The 16649-nt window shown below is 61.2% G+C and carries 12 protein-coding genes; 11 read left to right on the top strand and 1 reads right to left on the bottom strand.

The window, feature by feature from the left end; genetic code table 11:
- The first annotated feature begins 30 nt into the window (after positions 1–30).
- The 3 genes from HDE80_RS15600 (at position 31) to HDE80_RS15610 (ending at position 3309) form a co-directional block, all read left to right on the top strand.
- The gene (locus HDE80_RS15600) at positions 31–546 is read left to right on the top strand and encodes a hypothetical protein (RefSeq protein ID WP_184672403.1); all 516 of its coding nucleotides are present in this window, start codon (positions 31–33) and stop codon (positions 544–546) included.
- A gap of 700 nt (positions 547–1246) precedes the next feature.
- The gene (locus HDE80_RS15605; protein WP_184672405.1) at positions 1247–1912 is read left to right on the top strand and encodes a response regulator; all 666 of its coding nucleotides are present in this window, start codon (positions 1247–1249) and stop codon (positions 1910–1912) included.
- Positions 1909–3309 carry an ATP-binding protein gene (locus HDE80_RS15610; RefSeq protein WP_184672407.1) on the top strand — a complete coding sequence of 467 codons (1401 nt, stop codon included), beginning with the start codon at positions 1909–1911 and terminating at the stop codon, positions 3307–3309. The genes HDE80_RS15605 and HDE80_RS15610 overlap by 4 nt, the downstream gene beginning before the upstream one ends.
- Before the next feature lie 30 nt (positions 3310–3339).
- On the opposite strand, the gene HDE80_RS15615 is transcribed toward HDE80_RS15610, so the two are convergent.
- Complete coding sequence (locus tag HDE80_RS15615; protein WP_184672409.1) at positions 3340–4374, bottom strand: YncE family protein; 1035 nt, start codon at positions 4372–4374, stop codon at positions 3340–3342.
- A 182-nt stretch (positions 4375–4556) separates the two neighbouring features.
- Between HDE80_RS15615 and HDE80_RS15620 the strand changes: the two genes are divergently transcribed.
- The 8 genes from HDE80_RS15620 (at position 4557) to HDE80_RS15655 (ending at position 16630) form a co-directional block, all read left to right on the top strand.
- Positions 4557–5942 (top strand): TolC family protein, encoded by a 1386-nt coding sequence (locus tag HDE80_RS15620; protein WP_184672411.1) that lies wholly within the window; start codon positions 4557–4559, stop codon positions 5940–5942.
- Positions 5939–6985: an efflux RND transporter periplasmic adaptor subunit gene (locus HDE80_RS15625; RefSeq protein ID WP_184672413.1), complete on the top strand. Its 1047-nt coding sequence runs from the start codon at positions 5939–5941 to the stop codon at positions 6983–6985. The genes HDE80_RS15620 and HDE80_RS15625 overlap by 4 nt, the downstream gene beginning before the upstream one ends.
- A complete protein-coding gene (locus HDE80_RS15630; RefSeq protein ID WP_345776464.1) occupies positions 6982–10056 on the top strand; it encodes an efflux RND transporter permease subunit in 3075 nt (1024 codons plus the stop codon). Before HDE80_RS15625 ends, HDE80_RS15630 begins: the two co-directional genes overlap by 4 nt.
- A gap of 545 nt (positions 10057–10601) precedes the next feature.
- Positions 10602–12806 (top strand): TonB-dependent receptor, encoded by a 2205-nt coding sequence (locus HDE80_RS15635; RefSeq protein WP_184672415.1) that lies wholly within the window; start codon positions 10602–10604, stop codon positions 12804–12806.
- Between the two features lie 360 nt (positions 12807–13166).
- On the top strand, positions 13167–14027 hold the full coding sequence (locus HDE80_RS15640) for an energy transducer TonB (RefSeq protein ID WP_184672417.1): 861 nt from the start codon (positions 13167–13169) through the stop codon (positions 14025–14027).
- Positions 14028–14180: 153 nt separating this feature from the next.
- Entirely contained in the window at positions 14181–14342 is a 162-nt protein-coding gene (locus HDE80_RS15645) for a hypothetical protein (RefSeq protein ID WP_184672419.1), read from the top strand.
- 153 nt (positions 14343–14495) lie between these two features.
- Positions 14496–15587, top strand: a complete 1092-nt coding sequence (locus tag HDE80_RS15650; protein ID WP_221437651.1) for a homoserine dehydrogenase — start codon at positions 14496–14498, stop codon at positions 15585–15587.
- A 53-nt stretch (positions 15588–15640) separates the two neighbouring features.
- Complete coding sequence (locus HDE80_RS15655) at positions 15641–16630, top strand: homoserine kinase (RefSeq protein WP_184672619.1); 990 nt, start codon at positions 15641–15643, stop codon at positions 16628–16630.
- Positions 16631–16649: the final 19 nt, after the last annotated feature.

Here is a 16649-nt window from a genome sequence, read left to right on the forward strand (position 1 = left end):
GAATGTGAATTCGCGAACAGAGGGGACACCATGATTCGACACAATGTATTGCGTGCACCATTGTTGGCTGGGTTGATCGCCGGCATTGTGGCGCTGCCCGCCATGGCACAGCAGACTGGAACAAGTCAGCAACAGTCGGGGCTGGGACAGTCATGGCCGCAGGCGAAAAATGTCAGTGCGGCGCCCGGCTGGCGCGTCTACGTCTTCGTGCAGGACGAGGTCAAGTACATCCAGGTCAACGATCTCGTCGGCACGGTACGCGCGACGGTGGCGACGGCGAACGGCTATTTTCTCGTGCTGCCGCTAGGTGCCGATGCGCAACGCGTGTCCACGCCGGCGCGGCCGCTGGCGGCGGCCCTCAACAGCACGGCGCCGGCCATCATGGTCTATCAGGATAATGCCGTGCAGCTGACGGCCCGCTATCAAAGCGATGGCAGTACCGTATGGACGGCCACCGCCAAGACATCGCCAAAGACCACGACAACACCGGCGTTAGCTCCGGCAGACGCAGCCTGTCCTCCGTGCGCCGGCGTCACCCCGCTATAGCCATCGAAAACCTTTCCGTGGGAAGCCGGGTGCGCATCGCACCCGGCGTGCGCCACTACGCCGCCTGCCGTCCTTCGTTGCGCAATCGCTCCTCGGCCACCCCGAAATAACCATCCGACATTTTCACGCCTACAAATGGTGGCTGGCTAGCAGCGCGGCAATGCCCGTCGTGGCACTACTCATAAAAGGATCGAACACCGTCCTGTTCGGCTTCACGATCGCTACCGGCTTTTCCATCAGCGATTCGAGCTTACCGACCTGATGCAGCACATCGCGGCACAGAGGGCCCCCAGATGGCGCCGCGCTTGCGCTATGCCAGTCGCATGCTGCTCGGCTTCACCAAGGGCGATCGCTGCATGATCCGTGACCTATTGATTGATCATCTTCGTAATACATAGCAAGTCTGGGATCGGACTCTAAAACTTCGTGCCACTCAGAATCGGGAGCGTCGCCAACACCTGAGCGGCCGGAATCACCGGCCCGAATCCGGCCGTCCCCGTCGACCCCAAGCCGAGCACCTACGCCTGCCCAAACTCGTGCAAACGGTCATTGATCAGCACAAAGGTGAGGCCATGCCATGTCGATGCGACGCGCGCCTGCACGCCCCATAAGTCGTTTATAAGCCATCCCCGCGATACTCTGCGCCGTGGTCCATGCCGCTCCGACACACGCGGTGATGTGACATCCGTAGGAGCACACGTTGCACATCATCCTTGTGGAAGACGATACCCAACTCGGCGCGGCGATCCAGCGTGCGCTGGAGCGTCTTGCCTATACCGTGACCTGGCTGCACGACGGCCGCGCTGCGCTCATCGCTCTGCGCGATGAAACCGCCGACCTGGTACTGCTCGATCTCGGCCTGCCGGGCAAAGATGGCCTGGAAGTGTTGATCGAAGCACGCCGCAACAACATAAAGACGCCGGTGCTGGTGATGACGGCGCGCGACACGCTTGAGGCACGCGTGGCCGGACTGGATGCGGGTGCCGATGATTATCTGATCAAGCCGTTCCATCTCGACGAGCTGGGCGCACGCATTCGCTCGCTGACGCGCCGCATGCAGGGCCTCGCCGCCAACCGCATCGAAGTCGGCGCGCTGAGCCTCGACCTGGGTACGTCCGAGGTAAGCTTCCGCGGCGAGCGGGTTGAACTGACCCGTCGCGAATTTTCGCTGCTGCAGACGCTGATGGAACGGGCCGGCCGCTTGGTCCGCCGCGAAAGTCTGGAGAACTCTTTATACGGTCTGGACAATGCGGTCGGCAGCAGCGCTTTGGAAGTGCTGGTACACGCGCTGCGACGCAAGCTGAGCTTCGAGACGATCCAGAACGTGCGCGGCTTCGGCTACATGATTCCGCGGGAACCAAAGTGAAACCGACAAGCCTGCGTGCGCGGCTGCGCTGGCTGATCGTTATCGTGCTGGTCGCCGTGCTGGTGCCGCTGGGCGTACTGAGCTTTCAGCGCACAATCAAGGAAGTCGACGAACTGATGGATGGGCGGCTGGCGGAGTCGGCACGCACGCTCGAAGTCCTGATCCAGCACACCGGCATCAGCTCGCTGAGCGGACAGGATGGCCAAAGCAGCCTGGTACCGGTACCGAACGAAACCGCGATCAAGCTGGCACGCAGCAAGCACGCCTACACGTACGAGGCAGAGGTCGGCTTTCAGGTGTTCGATAGCCTGGGGCGCCCCATGCTGGCGACGGCCAATGTGATCGACCTGCCCGCGCCGCAACCCGGTGATGCGGATTTTCAGGACCTGCATACCGGGCAATACAACTGGCGCGTTTACACGCTGAGAGATGTCGCCGAAGGCGTGACGATTCGCACGGCGGAGCGTTACGACAGTCGCAACGGCATTCTGCATGCGCTGTGGCTCGATCATGGCGTGCCGCTGGTGATCGGGCTTCCGCTGCTGGCGCTGCTGGTCGGCTGGGCAGTAAAGCGTGGATTGCAACCGCTGGCATCTTTGGCGCAGGCGCTGTCGTCGCGCGAGCCAGGCAGTCGCAAGCCGATTCATCTGGGCCAGGCGCCGCTGGAACTGCAACCGGTGCTTGCGGCGCTCAACGGACAACTCGAACGTCAGGAAGATGCGCTCGAACGCGAGCGGCGCTTCAGTGCGGATGTCGCGCACGAACTACGCACGCCGCTGGCGTCGATCATGATCAATCTCGAAAGCGCCATCGCCACCAGCAACCTGACCGAAGCGCAGGACAGCCTAGCCGGCGCACAGCACAGTGTTGCTGCACTCGCCCGCCGTATCGAGCAGCTGCTCGCGCTGGCGCGACTGGAGGCTGGCGTGGCATCGGGACAGCGAACCGCGATCGATCTTGTCGAAGTCGCCAGCGACGTCATCGAAGAGCTGACCACGATCATCGCCGACAGCGGCGTGCAACTCGATTTCATGCAACAAAGTCCGCAGGTGATCGTGCAGGGCTACGAGGCAGCACTGGCGGCGCTGCTGCGCAACCTGATCGAAAACGCCTTGCGACATGTTCCGCAGGGCGGGCAAGTTCAGCTGATCATCGAGCGGGGCGCAAAGGAGGCCACGCTGGACGTGATCGATGATGGACCCGGCATTCCGACGGAGCAGCGCGCCGCCGTGTTTGCGCGCTTTCACCGGGAGAAGTCCAGCCGGGGCGATGGTTATGGCCTTGGCCTCTCGATAGTGCAGCGCGCTGCCGAACTGCACGGCGCATCGATCGAACTGCTCGACTCCCCTTTCGGCACAGGTCTGCGCGTGCGGGTGGCTATTCCGCTCGGCGAATGATCGGCGGCGATCGATATGCCACCCACCCTCTCAGGGCTTACCGACGACCAGGACCGCAAAGCTTCCGGCTACGATGGATGGATGTCCATTTGCCTGTTTGGTGTCGCCGAATTTCGCAGCGGACAGATACAGGCGATGTGACTGCGGATCGAGTGCCAGCGTACGCGCGCTGACCCGGGTGACAATCGTGCTTTTCACCGTGTAGTGATCCGGATCGTCCTCGTGGATGGCAGTGATCGTGCCGCTTTCACCGTTAGAGCTGTAGACCACCGATGCCGCGTCGTCGAATACCACCGCATCCGGGCCATTGCCGATCGGCAGCGTTGCCACCAGATGGCCGCTGCCCGCATCGAGTACCGTCATCTTCTGGTTATCGCAGACCGAGAACAGCCGGTGATGCTCGCGGTCGATGGCCAGGCCGCTGGGCGACTCGCACGGCGCCAGCGGCCACGTGTTGAGCACGGTGTTGCTGCGCGAGTCGAGCTGCACCAGCTCGGATTTGTCCTCGATATTGACGTAGACATGACCGGCGCCATCGGACACCGCAAACTCCGGCTTGCCGGGCAGCGCAATGGTGGCTACCACACTATTTTTTTGCGGATCGATCACGCTGACGTTGCCGCTCTTGCCATTGAAGGTCAACACGTGATGCGAGGCAGTGTCGTACACGATCGCGTCGGGTTTTTCGCCTGTGCCTGTGATCACCGCCACGGGTTTCAACGTATCCAGATCGAACGCGGTGACGGTGGCATTTTTGCCATTGCTGGTGAAACCGCGCTTGAGGTCCTGCGCCACGGCAATGCCGTGCACGCCCTTGGTATCGGCAATCGTTCCGATCTGCTTCGCGTGCTGCAGGTCGATTACCAGCACGCGATCACCGCGGCTGACAAACAGGTGATGGCGCTGCGCGTCAACGCTCAGATAATCCCAGCCGCCGTCACCGCCGAGATTCATTCGCGAGAGCACTTGATCGTTGTCCGCTGCCTGGCCAGCGCTCGCACCCAGCGGAACAGTCAACGCCAGCGCAAGCGCCGCAGGCAGAAGATGACGGAAAAGGGTTTGCATAGGGCTGCCTGCTCGGAGAGGGTGGATGCGTTATGCCGCCCAGCATGAAAGCGTCTGCTTATCGCAGGCTTAGTGAAGCCCTCCCGGGAAACGCTTTCGCGAGATTGTCATACCGAACAAAGTCACTACTAAGCCACATCCGCTAGCGTAACGAGACACATCAGGCAGACTCGGAGCGCGGCTTGTCGCGATCACTCACATGGCGAGCGTCAGGCGCACGACCAAATTCGACATCGTGGTCGCGTACGTCCGTTGCCGGTCTATTGCTGAGCTGCGCGACGTTGCTCGGTGGATGTGCCACCTATCGTCCTGCGCCGCTGCCGACGGCGGTCGAGCTGCCGGATGATGTAACCCATCTTCAGGGTGCACCGACCGACGGCCGTGCGCTCGACATGCTTGCGTTCCAACGCTTGGTATTGCTCAACAATCCCGACCTGCGCGCCGCACGCGCCCAGCACGACGTTGCACAGGCACAAATGCTTCAGGCCGGGCTGCTGCCGAATCCTTCCGTCAATGGCAGCATCGGCTATCTCATCTCCGGCGTAGGCGACGCCACCGCGTGGACCGCCGGCATCAGCGAGGACATCCGCTCACTGGTCACGCTGGCGCCGCGACGGCAGGCGGCAAAGGCCGCCGCTGCCGAGGTCGACGCCAGTTTGCTGTGGCAGGAATGGCAGACCCTCGGCAAGACGCAAATGCTGGTCGTTGATCTGGTTGAGGGTGAAAGACTGCGGGCATTGCAAAGTCACACGCTGACTCAGCTGGAACAACGCAACCAGCAGCTGCGCAAAAGCATCGCCGAAGGTAACACCGATCTGACCGCGGCCTCGCCGGATTTTGTGGCGGCGGCGGATGCCCGTACGTCCTACGATGATCTGCAACGTCGTCTGCTTGGCCAGCAGCATGAATTGGCGGCGTTGCTCGGTGTCGCAGCAGATGCGGCAATCCCGCTGCCAGCGACACTCAACCTGCCCGCACCCGATGCGGATAGCATCCGCAGCAGCGCAAAGAGTATCGAACGTCGCCGGCCCGATCTGGTCGCCCTGCAGCTTGGCTATCAGGCACAGGAAGCGACCTTGCGCGCGGCCGTGCTGGCCCAGTTCCCGATGCTGTCGATAGGCTACGCTGCCTCGCAGGACAACAGTCGTGTGCGCAACGGCGGTCCTGCGATTACCTTCGATCTGCCGATCTTCGATCGCAACCAGGGCAATATCGCCATCGCGAAAGCAACGCGGCAGCAGTTGCATGACGAATACTTTGCGCGGCTGACCGCGGCGCACAGTGAAGTCGATGCGCTGCTCACCGAACAATCGCAGGCGCGTGCCCAACTCGCCGAGCTGTTGCCGGCGTTGCCGGCAGCCATCCACGATGCCGACCAGGCAACCAGCGCGCAGCAGCTGGGACTGATCGATCTGCGCACCTACGTGGATCTGATCGTGGCCGCGCAGAGCCACCAGGCCGCGGCGATTACGCTGCAGCAGACCGTGCTGGAGCAGCAGGTCGCCATGGATACGCTGCTTGGCACTGGCATGCCCGATTCCCTTTCCCAGGATGTCATCGCGCCATGAACATGCGTCTTCGCCCGTTTGTCCTGCCAACTTTGGCGCTGACGCTTGCCGCTTGCGGCGGCGCCACGACAGACAGCGGCGACAGCGACAAGATCAGCGCGGCGGTAACCACCCAGGCGGTGCATCAGGGCAGTCTGCCGGACATCATCAGCGCTTATGGCACGGCCACGCCGACGATCGATGCAGCATCCACGCTAAACATCCAGGCCGAAGGCGCGGTGACCCAATTCGATGTCACCGCCGGCACCGCCGTGCACCGCGGTCAGCACCTGCTCACCTTCACGCTTTCACCGGCGGCGGTGGCGGCGTATCAGCAGGCGCGTACGGCGTTGAACGTTGCGCGCGCGCAGCGCGAGCACACCGCGCAGTTGCTGTCGCATCAACTCGCCATACGCGATCAATTGGCGCAGGCAGACAAGGCGGCCAGCGACGCGCGCTCCGCACTCGATGCGCTGCGCAGACAGCAGGGCGACGGCACCACGGTCGAGCTGCTCGCACCGGTCGACGGCATCGTCAGCAGCATCGCGGCCACGCGCGGCGATACCTTGCAGCCGGGCGCACCGCTGCTCTCGCTGGCGCGCGGCGGCGGCGTGGTAGTCAGCGTCGGCATCGAGCTGGATCCGCAGCATGCGCCCGTGCCCGGCGACAAAGTCATGCTGGTGCCATTGGGCGCGGGAGCTTCGGTCACCGGCGTGGTGAAACGCGTCGCCGGCATGCTCGACACGCGTACACATCTGCAGAACGCGGATATCACGCCCGACGGCACCGTGATCGCCGGCATGGGTTATCGCGCCGACATCACCGTCGGCCAATGGCGTGGCTGGCTGGTACCGCGCGATGCGCTGGTCGGTGATGGCAGCACGTGGCAGGTGTATCAGGTGGCCGACAGCAAGGCGGTCAAGATTCCAGTCACCCTTGTTGGCGAGTCGGATACGGTCTCGGTGGTCAGCGGCGCACTGGATGCACAGCGCCCGCTCGTCGTCGTAGGCAATACGCAAATCGATGACGGCATGGCAGTTCGCATGGCGGAGCCGTCGAAGTGAGCGAACCGGTATCGAGTGAGCCCAACTGGCTGGCGCGCCATGGGCGAACGCTCATCATCGTTGCACTGGCGTTGGCCCTCGCTGGTCTGGCGAGCGCACTGTCGCTGCCGGTCGGCCTGTTTCCGCAGGTGTCGTTTCCGCGCGTCGTGGTGGACCTCGATGCCGGTGATCGACCCGCCGGTCAGACCGCGCTGTTGGTCACCCGTCCGGTAGAGGAGGCCATCCGTACCGTGCCCGGCGTGGTCAACGTGCGCTCGGAAACCACGCGTGGTTCGGCGCAGGTGTCGATCGATTTCGGCTGGGGTCGCGACATGACCTCGTCGACCCTGTTGGTCGATGCGGCCATTGCGCGCGTGCTGCCGACGCTGCCGGCGGGTAGTACGTACGGCGTGCGCAGAATGGACCCGACGGTGTTCCCGATCATCTCGTACGCGCTGCACTCCGACATGATGTCGCCGGTCGCGCTGAGGGATCTGGCGCAGTACCAGATCGTGCCGCTGCTGGCCGCGGTGCCGGGACTCTCACACGTCGATGTGCAAGGTGGCGAGACAGCCGAAGTCCAGGTAGAAGCCGACCCGCAGAAGCTTGCCTTGCACGGTCTGGCATTGAGCGATCTGGTCACGGCGCTGTCCGGCGCCAACGCGCTGCAGGCGGTCGGCCACGTGCAGGACCACAACAAGCTCTATCTCGTCGTCGCCGATCATTCGCTGAAAGGCATCGACGCACTGCGCCATGTCGTATTGAAGAGTGACGCGACCGGCTGGATCAAGCTGTCGGATGTGGCGACGGTGCACGATGGCTACATACCGCAATGGATCAAGGTAGCCGAGGACGGCAAGCCGGCCGTGCTGTTCAACGTTTATGAGCAGCCCGATGGCAATGCCGTGCAGATCGCGCAGGCGGTGCGCGACAAGCTGGCTGATTTCGCGCTGCCACGCGGCGTTTCCATCCGCAACTGGTACGACCAGAGCGAGCTGGTCACCGAATCGGCCAGCAGCGTGCGTGATGCGGTGATCATCGGCCTGGTGCTGGCAGCCATCGTGATGCTGCTGTTTCTGCGCAATCTGCGCGTCACCCTGATCACGATTGTCGTCGTGCCGGCAACGCTGGCGATTACCGTTCTGCTGCTGAGCGTGCTGGGACTGAGTTTCAACATCATGACGCTGGGTGGCATTGCGGCGGCGGTCGGTCTGGTGATCGACGACGTGATCGTGATGATCGAACATATCGCGCGCCGCGCCGGCGCCGTGCACGAGGATGGCCAGGGTGCGATCGGTGCCGATGCGGTATTGCCGGCGGCACGCGAATTCATGGCGCCATTATCGGGTTCGAGTCTGGCCACGCTGATCGTCTTTATCCCGTTGGGCTTTCTCGACGGCGTAACCGGTGCGTTTTCAAAAGCGCTGTCGATCACCATGGCCAGCGCACTGATCGTATCCTGGCTGATGACAGCGCTGGTGGTGCCGCTGCTGGCGCGGCAGTTGATCAATTTCCGGCGCTGGCAGGACCCGGGCAGCAATCCTCGCGGATGGCTGCGACGCGCACACGGTCCGCTTTACGACGGCCTCGCCCGTCGCCCGTGGCTGCTCGCGCCAGTGCTGGTTCCGCTGCTGGTGCTTGGCTATGTCGCTTATACCCGTGTCTCCACCGGTTTCATGCCGACAGTCGACGAAAGCGGCTTCGTGATGGATTACTACACCGCGCCCGGCACCTCGTTGACGGAGACCTCGCGCCAGGTCGGCGAAATCGAAGCCATCCTCAAGGCGATGCCGGAAGTCGATACGTTTTCTCGCCGGCTCGGCACCGGCCTCGGTGGTGATCTCGGACAGTCGTATCACGGCGATTTCTTCGTCAAGCTCAAGCCCAATCATGCGCGTGCCACCGAAGACGTGATGAGCGCGGTGCGCGGAAACATCGAAAGCCATGTGCCCGGCGTGCAGATCGAGCTGGCACAGCTGATGGAAGATCTTATCGGCGATCTCACTGCCGTACCGGAGCCGATCGAGATCAAGCTTTACGGCACCGATCCGAGTGAACTGGACAATCAGGCCGACAAGGTGGCAAAGGCGATCGGCAAGATTGACGGCGTGGTCGAGATCAAGAGTGGCGTACAGCTGGCCGGCGATGCGCTCAACGTCAACATCGATGCCGCCAGGGCAGCGTTCGAAGGCATGACGGTCGATGCGATCACCCAGGTCGTGGATCAGGCCTTGTCCGGCACCGTTGCCACACAGCTACCGCAGCTGACCAAGAGCGTCGGCGTGCGCGTGTGGATTCCCGGCGCGATGGGATTGAAGATTCCCCAGCTTGCGCGCCTGCCAATCCGCGCGCCGGATGGCCACGTGTTTCCGCTGGGCCGTGTCGCTACGCTGCAACCGGTGAGCGGCCAGCCGCAGATTTCGCGCGAAGATCTGCAGCCCATGGTCGCCGTCACCGCGCGCATCGAAGGTCGCGGCATAGGCGCCGCGGTGGCCGATGTAAAAACGCTGCTGGCCAAGCCCAGCATGCTCGACGCTGGCGTTCGCTACGAATTGGGCGGCCTGTATCAGCAGCAGCAGATCGCCTTTGTCGGTTTGAGCAAGGTGTTTGCCGCAGCGTTGGTGGCCGAGTTCATCCTGCTGATGTTTCTATATCAGCGACTGTGGCTGGCGCTTATCGTACTGGGCTGCTCGCTGTTTTCGACCACCGCGGTGTTCATCGCACTGTGGCTGAGTGGCGTCGATTTCAACATCACCGCGATGATGGGCATGACGATGATCATCGGTATCGGCACCGAGATGGCGATCTTCTACGTATCTGAATACGTGAGCCTCGCTGAAACCGTGGAGCCGCGGCGCGCCCTGCGCCAGGCGAGCGAAGATCGCCTGCGGCCGATCACCATGACCACCCTGGCCGCGATTCTTACCTTGCTCCCATTGGCGCTTGCCATCGGTCAGGGCTCGGGTTTGCAACAACCCCTGGCCATCGCCATCATCGCCGGACTGATGCTGCAGTACCCGATGGTTTTGCTGGTGATGCCGATGCTTATCGGCTTCACGCTAAGACGCTCTGACGCATCAAAAAACGTCTAAACACATCAACGTGTTTTCGCGTTACGGCTGGACGGCATCCGCTCGGCAGCAGTCATCCCCTATCCGTTCGAAGTCGAATCGCGACAATTTAAGTGTTATTCGACCAATATGATGTCCATTGCCACATAAAATAACCGGAAAGACAACTTCTGTGCAGCTTCGATCCGACACAGCCATCATACGTTCAATAATCTATTTAATGATGCAACACTTGAATCACACGAGATAATCAACTCAAATGCACAAAAGCCGCTTTGGTCAAGGCATGAGTTCCGCTTCGCTAAAACTTCACGATCATTGAATTCCACGATGCATTGGTACAGATTGTGACTTAAACGGGCTGAAATTTGCAAAAAACAGGCAGCAATTTCACCGTAAAAATTTGCGCTTTGTTTCTTATGCATGCTTAGTTTCAGCTTAGTATTTAAGTATTATTTTGGTATTTTTAAAATAGTCTTCATAACGACAATTTGGTTATCAAATTGTCATGGTTTGAAACTAGAAATAGTGGTCGTTAGGTCATTAACCACTCTTTCTGGATAACCATGAAGCGGATAAGTCGCACTACCCTTTTCAAGAGCATTCACCTTGCCTTGTGTCTGGCTGCAGCATTGCCGCTGGCCAGTCGCGCCAGCGACGTGACTCCGGCCGTCTCTGCGCCAACGACGACCGGTGATGCCACAACGGATTCAACCAAGAAAGTGCAAAATCTGGATGCGGTAAAAGTCACCGGTGCCGCCGTCACCGTCGATCAGATTGCACCGACGCAGGGTTCGATGATTGCAGTACAGCCGCAGTCGATCATCGGCGAGCAGTACCTGCGCGAGAATGTGGCGACGACCGGCGACTACAGCGACGCGATTTCCATCGCACCGAGCGTCTCCACTGTCGCGCCAAACGGTCCGGGCCTGATGGAAGCCCAGAGCGTGACCATGCGCGGCTTCCAGGACGGCGAATACAACGTGACATTCGATGGCATTCCCTGGGGCGACTCGAACGACTTCACCCATCACTCGACCTCGTACTTCACCAACCAGGACACCGGCAGCATCGTCGTCGATCGCGGCCCGGGCACGGCCAGCACGTTGGGTAACGCCACCTTCGGCGGCACCATTGCGGTGGGTTCGCGCACGCCGTCCAACACCTTCGGCATCGAGCCCTATCTGACCTACGGTAGCTTTGGAACCTGGGTCGAAGGCGCTCAGCTCGATACCGGTGTGATCCAGCAGACCGGTGGTACCACGGCGCTGATCAATGTGGAGAACGCCAGTTCGGACGGCTATCTGACTTACTCCGGACAGCGCCGGCAGAATATTTTCGCCAAGGTCGTGCAACCGATCGGCGACAATACGACCCTGACCTTCGTCGGCATGTACAACAAGATCCACCAGGACGTTCCACTGGGTGCTACACGCGAACAGATCAACGCCTATGGCCCGAACTACGGCCTGACCAACAACCCCGACAGTCAGGATTACTACGGCTACAACTTCGACGACATCAGTACCTATATGGGTTACATCGGGCTGCACTCGGCGTTCGATGGCTGGACCATCGACAACAAGCTCTACACGTACTCCTACAACCACTTCGGCTACAACGGCGAAGATCCGAATGGCGAGACCCCCAACGGCACGGTCTACAGTCCGACCGATGTGCCGGGTCAGCGCATGCGCAATACCTATACGTCGTGGGGCGATATCTTTCGCCTGAGCAAGGACTTTGGACCCGGTGAAGTGCGCACCGGCTTCTGGTACGACCATCAGAACAACCTGCGCTGGCAGTACGAGGTGGACGACAGCCAGGACTTCGCGCTCAACGGCACGCCTTCCCAGGCTACCGATCGCTACATGACCGATACGCTGACCACTTTCCAGCCATTCCTCGAATACAACTGGAACATCACCGACCAGGTGTCACTGACCGGCGGCGTAAAGTACGCCGACTTCAAGCGCAACCTCGACGCAACCGTCAACCAGAAAACTGGCGATCCGCTGCAGTACTCCAAGGACTTCACCAAGCTGTTGCCATCGCTGGCACTGCACTGGCAGCTGAGTGACAACTGGACCGCCTATGCGCAGGTCGCCAAGGGCTTCCTGGCGCCCAACCTCAATACTTTCTATACCACCGCGCCGCAGGACAACACGCTCAAACCCGAGCAGACCATCAACAAACAACTCGGCACCACCTGGACCGATGGCCGTCTCACAGTCTCGGCTGACGGTTACTACATCAATTTCAACAACAAGATCGAAAGCCGTACCGTTGCCGGCACTACCACGTTCTACAACGCCGGCGGCGCCGTCTACAAAGGCCTGGAAGCCGAGGGCACCTATCTGCTCGGCAACGGCTTCAGCGTATACGCGAATGGCTCGCTCAACCGCGCTATCGACAACGCTACCAACCAGTGGTTGCCGAACGCGCCAAGCAAGACCGCCGCGCTGGGCGTGATCTACAGCAGCGGGCCGCTGTACGCCTCGCTGATCGACAAATTCGTCGGCCATCGCTATGGCGATACCGGCCTGCAACAGCCGTTCGGAGGCTATGCCATCACCAACTTTGCGGCGAGTTATACGTTTACCGAAGGCTTTGGCGCACTGAAGAGCATCAAGGTCGGCGTGCAGGTCAACAACGTCTTCGACAACAAGAGCATCTACTACCTGTCCGGCTACACCGCGGAAGACAGCACTCCACTGTATTTCACGATACCGGAGCGCAGCTATGAACTCACGTTTTCGGCGAAGCTTTGACGGATGGCAAAAAGCTCGCCTCGTTCGTTGCGGTAACGCAGCAAAATTACAGACGTAACCATGCTGGCCTGTCACCAGGCCAGCGCTTATGGCGCACGAGAAGCGTAGCCAATGCCACTTGCTGAGGTGAGACGGCCTTTCGTCAAATCAAAAGTGGTTCTCATCGAGCGGGCACAACGAACGCACCGCAATTTGCCAAGTGTTTTATTTAATTATCGAATTAGTTGAGCTACGCCCTGGCGCGCTGACAGACCGTTCGCGAAAAGACCATGATTGACTAAGATTCATCCTGCATTAGCTTTAACCCAAATGCGAAGAGAAACTGGATAGACTTGAAACAAGTCATAAGGGAGATCAGGGATGAATCGTTTAACGTCTTGGCTATTTCTCGCTGTTCTGTCTTGCACAGCGCTCACCGCAGCGGCTAGCTCACAAAAGCAGTTCCAGGCGAGCATGCTCGTTACAGGCTCCATTATCGTGGCGCCCGACGGGACCGTTCGCAGCTTTACCTTGGACCAAACCAGCAAGCTTCCCAGCGCTGTTGTGGATCTGATGAATAAGGGCGTTCCATCATGGCGATTTGCGCCGACAAAGCGTGACGGCCAGCCAGTCGCCGCAGCGGCAAAAATGAACGTCCGCGTTATTGCCCAGCCTCAAGACAACGGAAATTACGTTCTTCGGATGAGCGGAGCCCAATTCGATCAAAATACGAATGCCAAAGGCTCCCTATATGCAAACCGAATTCCTCCAACGTATCCTGCTTCGGCAATCCGGGATCGTGTTGCCGGCTCGGTGTATTTATTAGTTCGAGTGAATAAGCAGGGGCAGGCGGTCGATGCCTTTGCCGAACAAGTCAACCTGGATGCCCAACCAGGTGGTATGCCTTCCGAGTCGACTATGAAAAGGTGGAGGTCCCTCCTTGCCAATGCCTCTCTTGATGCTGTTCGCAAATGGACATTCCCTACCCCTGGATCAAACGATCATTCCATGGATGGCTACTGGTACGCACGAGTACCCATAAACTTCAGCATTGCGGACTCCCTTGAGCGTCCGACACCCGAGTACGGCAAGTGGGATATCTACGTGCCTGGCCCCGTAGAACAAAACCCTTGGGATAGCCAAAGCCGAATAGCGGATCGCGATATAGATGCACTTCCGGATGGAAGCATCTCCCTTGCCGATCAGGGGTTGCATCTGGTGACGCCACTTGGTGGCTCCTAAATAACATCCGTACCGGTCGACCCGAGCTTTTCCTCGCACCTCATTTTTAAGTCTTTTTCCAAAGTCCAAGTGGTTTATAGCGGGCTTTATCCGTGTAAAAAGTTTCAATTGCACCTATTGACGCCGTTGCTGCATCGCATCTATGTTCAGGCCATGTCATCGACCTTCCTGCCAGCACGCATGCATTTCGCACCGGTTAACGCCGGCGTCATGCCATCGTCGGTAGGCATAGCGCCGACCGGCATTTCCTCGTCCACCATTACGATTACCACCACGACCGGTACTGGTACGGGGTGGGAGTCGGTGCGCGAATAGGTTCTAACAAACGCGCAACGGCTCCGCCCTCCAAGAGGCGAGCCGGCACACACCGACCCGCCACAGAGATCGGGGCCTCATCCGGAGGCTACTGTGAACATCTGTGCACCCCAACTCGCCGAACAACCCCTCAAACGTCGCGCGGCCTTCCCGCTGGCGCCACCGTCGCTGCGTCAGCGGGTGCTGGCCGTTGGCCTGATCGGTCCCGGTCGGGTCGGCAGCGCCCTGCTGGATCAGCTGCGTGCAGCACAACCACGGCTGCTGCGGGACAGCGGACTGACCCTGCAACTGCGCGGCGTGGTCGCCAGCAAGCGCATGTGGCTGGACTGCGACGACGCCGAACTCAACGGCCGCCACGGCGGCGCGCAGACCTGGCGGCCGAATGACCTGGATGCTTTTGCCGAGCACGTGCGCAGCGGCGGCCGCCATGCACTGTTGATCGACTGCAGCGCCAATGACGACATCGTCTCGCGCTACCCGGCCTGGCTCAAATCCGGCCTGCATGTGGTGACCCCGAACAAGCTGGCCGGCAGCGGTCCGCTGGATCGCTGGCAGGCCATCCAGCGCGCGTGTGCCGACGGCTCGCGCTTTCGCTACGAAGCCACGGTGTGTGCCGGGCTGCCGGTAGTACAGACGCTGCGCGATCTGCTCGATACCGGCGACGAGCTGCTGGCCGCCGAGGGCATGTTTTCCGGCACGCTGGCGTGGCTGTGCAACCGCCACGACGGCGCGCAGCCATTTTCGGCACTGGTGCGCGAAGCGCATGCGCTGGGTTATACCGAGCCCGATCCGCGCGACGATCTCTCCGGTACCGACGTGGCGCGCAAGCTGGTGATCCTGGCACGCGAAGCGGGCTGGTCGCTGTCGCTGGATGATGTATCGGTGGAAAGCCTGGTACCGGCCGCACTGGACGAGCTGCCGCGTGAGGAATTCATGCAGCGACTGGACGAGCTGGACGCGCCGATGGCGGCCAAGCTGGCCGAGGCACGCGCCTGCAATGGTGTGCTGCGCCACGTCGCCCATCTGGACCATGCCGGCCACGCCAGCGTGCGGCTGATGGTGCTGCCGGCCTCGCACGCATTTGCCCATACGCGGCTGACCGATAACGTGGTGCAGTTTCGTACCCGCCGCTACTGCGATAATCCTATGTTGGTGCAAGGCCCGGGTGCCGGACCGGAAGTGACGGCTGCCGGCGTGTTTGCCGACTTGCTGCGCATCGCCGAATCGCTGCAGGTGCACGCATGAGCGCGCTACCGCAGAACAATGCTGCACAACCGAACAGTCAGCCGCAGGAAGTCATGAAGTCCGCTCCGCAACGTGCCCGCCGTGCTCTCGCCTTTGCCCCCGCCTGTGTGGGCAACGTGGGGGTAGGTTTCGACATCCTCGGCCACAGCATGGCTGGCGCCGGTGACCGCGCCGACGTGCGCCGCATCGAGGAACCCGTGGTGCGCATTTCGGCAATCCACGGCAGCGTGGTCGATCTGCCCACCGACGCGCAGGGCAATACGGCCGGCGCCGCGTTGATATCGCTGCGCAAGGCGCTCGGTCTGCGCCATGGTTTTGAAATCGTGCTGCACAAGGGCATCGCCCTGGGTTCCGGCATGGCCGGATCGGCCGCATCGTGCGTGGCCGCGCTGATCGCCGCCAACGCACTGCTGGAAAAGCCGCTGCCGCATGAATCACTGTATGGCTTTGCGCTCGATGGCGAAACGGTCGCCAGCGGCAGCCGGCACGGCGACAACTTGGGCCCGATGCTGCTTGGTGGCCTGGTTCTGGCAACCCATGATCGCCTGCTGCGCATTCCCGTCCCAGCCGCGTGGCACTGCGCGCTGGTGCATCCGCATTACGTGCTGGAAACGCGCAAGGCCCGCGCAGCGCTGGCCGGCGAGTATCCGCTGAGCGCGTTTGTGGCGCAGAGTGCCAACCTCGCCCTGGTACTGGCTGGCTGCTATCGCAGCGACGCTGCGCTGGTGCGCGAAGGCCTCAAGGACGTGCTGGTGGAACCGCGCCGCGCTTCGCTGGTACCGAACTTCGCCCGAGTGAAGCAGGCTGCGCTCGATCATCGCGCCATGGGCGCCAGCATCTCCGGTGCCGGCCCCAGCGTATTCGGCTGGTACGAGCAGCGGGCCGATGCCGAGGCCGCCGCTGCGTCCATGCGCGCCGCATTCGCCGACGCCGGACTTGATAGCGACACCTATGTCGCACCCGTTGATGGCCCAGCCGCGCGGCTGATCGATGCCATAGACGAAAATACCTGGATCAAGGCTCCGGCCGGCGAGGGCGCATGACGGCAGCCATATTGAAAGC

Origin of the sequence: Rhodanobacter sp. A1T4, from assembly GCF_014207185.1 — a bacterium.
Taxonomy (GTDB): Bacteria; Pseudomonadota; Gammaproteobacteria; order Xanthomonadales; family Rhodanobacteraceae; genus Rhodanobacter.

Bases quoted from the DNA above. Each gene is read 5' to 3' on its own strand.
- HDE80_RS15600 (WP_184672403.1), top strand. From the start codon at position 31: ATGATTCGACACAATGTATTGCGTGCACCATTGTTGGCTGGGTTGATC.
- HDE80_RS15615 (WP_184672409.1), bottom strand. From the start codon at position 4,374: ATGCAAACCCTTTTCCGTCATCTTCTGCCTGCGGCGCTTGCGCTGGCG.
- HDE80_RS15625 (WP_184672413.1), top strand. From the start codon at position 5,939: ATGAACATGCGTCTTCGCCCGTTTGTCCTGCCAACTTTGGCGCTGACG.
- HDE80_RS15635 (WP_184672415.1), top strand. From the start codon at position 10,602: ATGAAGCGGATAAGTCGCACTACCCTTTTCAAGAGCATTCACCTTGCC.
- HDE80_RS15640 (WP_184672417.1), top strand. From the start codon at position 13,167: ATGAATCGTTTAACGTCTTGGCTATTTCTCGCTGTTCTGTCTTGCACA.
- HDE80_RS15645 (WP_184672419.1), top strand. From the start codon at position 14,181: ATGTCATCGACCTTCCTGCCAGCACGCATGCATTTCGCACCGGTTAAC.
- HDE80_RS15655 (WP_184672619.1), top strand. From the start codon at position 15,641: ATGAAGTCCGCTCCGCAACGTGCCCGCCGTGCTCTCGCCTTTGCCCCC.